Raw genomic sequence first — 3,853 nt, 5'->3', positions numbered from 1 at the left:
CCATTTGTCTCGATAAATCGATGCGAGATCGTCATTGCCAACCTCCGCAAGATCATTGATCTGATAGCTAATCAGTCACATTGTGAGCTCCAGCCACAACCGAAGTAGCTCCGCCGACACCCAGTCGAACGGCGGACCGCCAAAACGACATGCTCTACGAATTTATTTTCGCGCCCGCACCGCGCCTCCGGCAGCATCGGCGCAAGGTCGGCTTCGGGTCATTCGCGACCGGCTAAGCCAGCGGCAAGTCCGGGCATCGTCCGCTATGCCCCCGACAGCGACAAAATTCTGCACCGCAGTGAGGTGACGCGATGGGCCAACTGCGGAAGTGCCCAGCTGCGCAATGATGCGGCGCTTAACAAATTCAGTGTGCCTCATCTTTCCGCCGGATTTCATGAACGCGCGAAATCGCCACCCCTCGACAAGCTTCCGACCGAACTTTGCAGGGGTCTTTCTCGATGCATCCCAAGTTTTGGTACACGATGAGGCTTACGCGTCCTCGTTTGTATCCCAATCCGGTGCAGCCTCTTCATCCGATAATTTAGTCCGCCTTCGCAGCCGCGGCCGTGGCTCGCCATTTTTACGCACTTTACGTTCGAGCCTTGACTTGGTCCTGTTCTTTTTCCTGCCGTGACGGCCAATAGCGAGCTTTGCGATCTCCTCAACTTCGGCTTCGGTCATCGCGAAACGGTCGCCGATATCGATTTTGCCATGCTTCGCGCGCTCCCGGATCTGACGCGCAGCCAGCGTCATCGACACGAAGCACATCCGCGCTGGGCTTCGCACGCGAAGGGGCAACTGCGCTATGACGTCACGAAAGTTGCCGCCCATCACAAGGCAATTCCGGTCTTCCGTCTGCGCGATCAGCGCCACGATGTCGGCTTCGTTGGCATCGATGCGCGCGGCCAGCCGGTAGCACTCGTCGAGGTTCTGATACAGCACATTGGCGATGAACCGCCTATCATAGCCGCCATCACGGCAGAAAAAGTCGGCCGTCGTCAGCATCAGCGCATCGAACGCCGTGGACGCAAGGCGACCGGGATCGTCGATGAACGTCGGCGCCAAGTTTCGCTGCAACAGACCGCCGAGCGTGGCGTAGGCGAGCCCCGACACCTCGGCAAGTTCTATGCGGCCAAAATGCAAGACCATAAATACAGTGCTCAAGAGATCGGGGGTAGGACCTCTCCACTGTGACACGGCAGCGCCGGCCTCAGTGGTAACGAAACTGTCCATCCATGGCCAAGTCGAACGCGACTGCGCCTTGCGGTTCAATTTGCCATGGCGCTCGCTAACGTAGCAGACGACGGAAAGATCGAGTTCGGATTAGGTCAGTCTCGCTGTCCACAGTGTAACTTGGTAACCACATATTCAATATGCACATTTTTGCCGAACTGTGTCTGGATTTTTGCCGAATAGCCTCGGCAACTTAAGCGCGCGATTCCAGATCTCTAGCAGATCTCTGCGGGGCGCGTATGAGTACGTCAATGGTGCTGCGCAAAGCGACGACTTGGTCGTTAGCGATGTTGCTGTCGGGCCCAAACCAAACGTTTCTCGCAGCATTTTCCGTCGGCGGCCTCAACGCCGCACTGTTGTCCTCGGCTTCGGCCGCAACCTGTGTCACGAGCGTGACGCCGACCTTCACGAATGCCGTAGCCGACGTTACCGGGGCGCCGGGCGCGACTGTGGTGACGGGCGTAACGCCGACAATGGCTGCTGCTTTGACGAATGTGACAGCAAATCCAGGGCCAGTGCCGTTCTTGACCAGTGGAACGACTTTCACTACGGCCACCGGAACCGCAGTCGCCACTGTGACTCCAACCACCGCAACAGTCACTGGCATCACCCCCACCCCAGGCCTGACGACTGACCTCCGGACCGTCGCATTTAGCCCAAGCGCCAGCACCCCCAACGCCTCCGCCTCCTTTTCCTTCCCTGGTGGCTCACCTACTGAGGCAAATGGCGGACAAATTGAACTCCTAAACACCACCGGTGGCTTGGTCGGGCCTGTCCTGACTGTGCCGGTCGTGAGCGGCACGCCGACGTCGCAGACGGTCGTGACGAACGTCGCCTCGACCACAGGTACGTTTTTGACCGGCGCGACCTTCACGCCGGCCACCGCCGACGCTGTTACGAGTGTCACACAGACGACAGGTAATTTCGTCAACGGACTTAACGTTACGACTGCGAACGTCCTGACCTCCGCGACGCCAACATTCGAATCCGTCGTTAGCAACGTGACCGCCAGCAACAGTGGAGCATCGGCGTCGGCCACATCACTGGGCTGCGGCGTGAACGCCACGGCGAACGGGGAAAGCTCTGTCGCTGTGGGGACCAACGCCGTCGCGGGCACGAATTCCGTGGCTCTCGGTCAAAATGCGCAAGCGCGCGGCGTGGGCTCCACGGCGATTGGCGAAAGCGCCTCCACCGGCTCCTTCAACAATGCGACCGCCATCGGCAATGGCGCAGTAGCAACCCGCGACAATCAGGTGGTCATCGGCACGGCGTCGAACACCTACACCGCGCCGGGCATCACGTCGGCCGCCAGCAGGGCCGCTCAAAGCGGGCCCCTACAGGTCGTCACATCCGATGCGAACGGAAATCTCGCTACCGATGGTGGCGCGATTTTCAATAACATCAACAATCTGAATCAACAGGTTGCCAACATTACTCAAGACGTCAGGCGTCTCGACGGTGGTGTCGCGATGGCGATGGCGCTCGGCGGCGTCTATCTGCCGGAGCATCAGAGAGTCGCATTGCACGCGAATTTGGGTTTCTACAATGGCGCACAAGCGTTCGGCATTCAGGGCGTAGCTCGCATCAACCAAACCTTCACCGTCAATGGCGGCGTGGCATTCGACGTGAGCGGGAGGGGTAATGGCGTGGGCGGCCGTGTCGGCATGTCGGCCGGATGGTAACTAGGTGGCCACGGACCGACCACTCCCTTTGCGAGCGACGTTTGTTGCTCAGATGTGCTTTCTTTTCAGCGCTGGCCGTCACTACGTCATTGATTAAAACATCGGGAGCGCATGCCCAAGCCGGACCTCCGTCGGGCGGTATCCAGCTTCAGGCTCAGGAAAAACCAGCAATACCACAGCCGCCTCCTCCAGCGCAGGTGCAGATCGCTCCGGCCGCAAGTGCGACACCAGACAAGCCGCCGCTGCCGAGCGCGGAACAGTTGGTTTCGCTCGTGCGCAACGTCCTTCTCGCAGTGAATGACGGAAATCTCACCGGGAATTATACCGTTCTGCGCGATCTCTCGGCTCCGGATTCTCAGGGTCTCAATACACCCGAGCGCCTCGAGGAGAGCTTCAGGGCTATTCGTCAACAAGGTACAGATTTCTCAATCGTGTCCGTCGCTACGCCCCGATTCACCCAACTGCCAGTCTTCACGCCGCAGGGCTATCTTCGCCTGAATGGAGAATTTGATAGCTCGCCGCGGATCACCTTCGACATTTTCTTGCAGCACGTCGCAGGTCGATGGCGTCCCTATGCCATTGGCGTCGGAGTGGTGCCAGTTCCGCTCAACCCGCCGCCCGCCGCGCAAGTGAACTCTCCTCAGAAATCGAAGGGCACGACGGCTCTCGCCAATCAGCACGGTGCGGTCGGCGGCCCACGAAAGCCCAAAGCATCGAAATCCGAGCAGGGACCAAGCCAAGGGACCGAATAGCGGGCAATATCCGAGATGGGTCATTCTCGACCGACTCTGCGGGTTCGGCTTGTGTTCGATGTCTGCTCTTCCCCGAAACCGACCAGCTTATTGCGTGGCAACGAAATGGCGCGAAGGGCATGTGGCTGCCGCGCGGCCCAACGCGCCGAGGAATGTCCGTCTGCCGATGTGGACTATCATCGGGAC

At 59.5% G+C, this 3,853-nt stretch carries 4 protein-coding genes; 2 read left to right on the top strand and 2 right to left on the bottom strand.

The window, feature by feature from the left end:
- Window positions 1–489: 489 nt before the first annotated feature.
- Window positions 490–1,233, bottom strand: coding sequence for a hypothetical protein (locus AC629_RS41035; protein WP_143199845.1), 744 nt, complete (start codon window positions 1,231–1,233; stop codon window positions 490–492).
- Window positions 1,234–1,426: 193 nt separating this feature from the next.
- Entirely contained in the window at window positions 1,427–2,272 is an 846-nt protein-coding gene (locus AC629_RS47395) for a hypothetical protein (protein ID WP_168195715.1), read from the bottom strand.
- Between AC629_RS47395 and AC629_RS47390 the strand changes: the two genes are divergently transcribed.
- Window positions 2,235–2,915 carry a YadA-like family protein gene (locus AC629_RS47390; RefSeq protein ID WP_349531630.1) on the top strand — a complete coding sequence of 227 codons (681 nt, stop codon included), beginning with the start codon at window positions 2,235–2,237 and terminating at the stop codon, window positions 2,913–2,915. The two genes, AC629_RS47395 and AC629_RS47390, sit on opposite strands and share 38 nt — an antisense overlap.
- 41 nt (window positions 2,916–2,956) lie before the next feature.
- On the top strand, window positions 2,957–3,667 hold the full coding sequence (locus tag AC629_RS41025) for a hypothetical protein (protein WP_143199844.1): 711 nt from the start codon (window positions 2,957–2,959) through the stop codon (window positions 3,665–3,667).
- The last annotated feature ends 186 nt before the right edge of the window (window positions 3,668–3,853 follow it).

Origin of the sequence: Bradyrhizobium sp. NAS80.1, assembly GCF_001908205.1 — a bacterium.
Taxonomy (GTDB): Bacteria; Pseudomonadota; Alphaproteobacteria; order Rhizobiales; family Xanthobacteraceae; genus Bradyrhizobium.
Note: the sequence above shows the minus strand (reverse complement) of the source record. Positions and strands in the feature narration are given on the sequence as shown.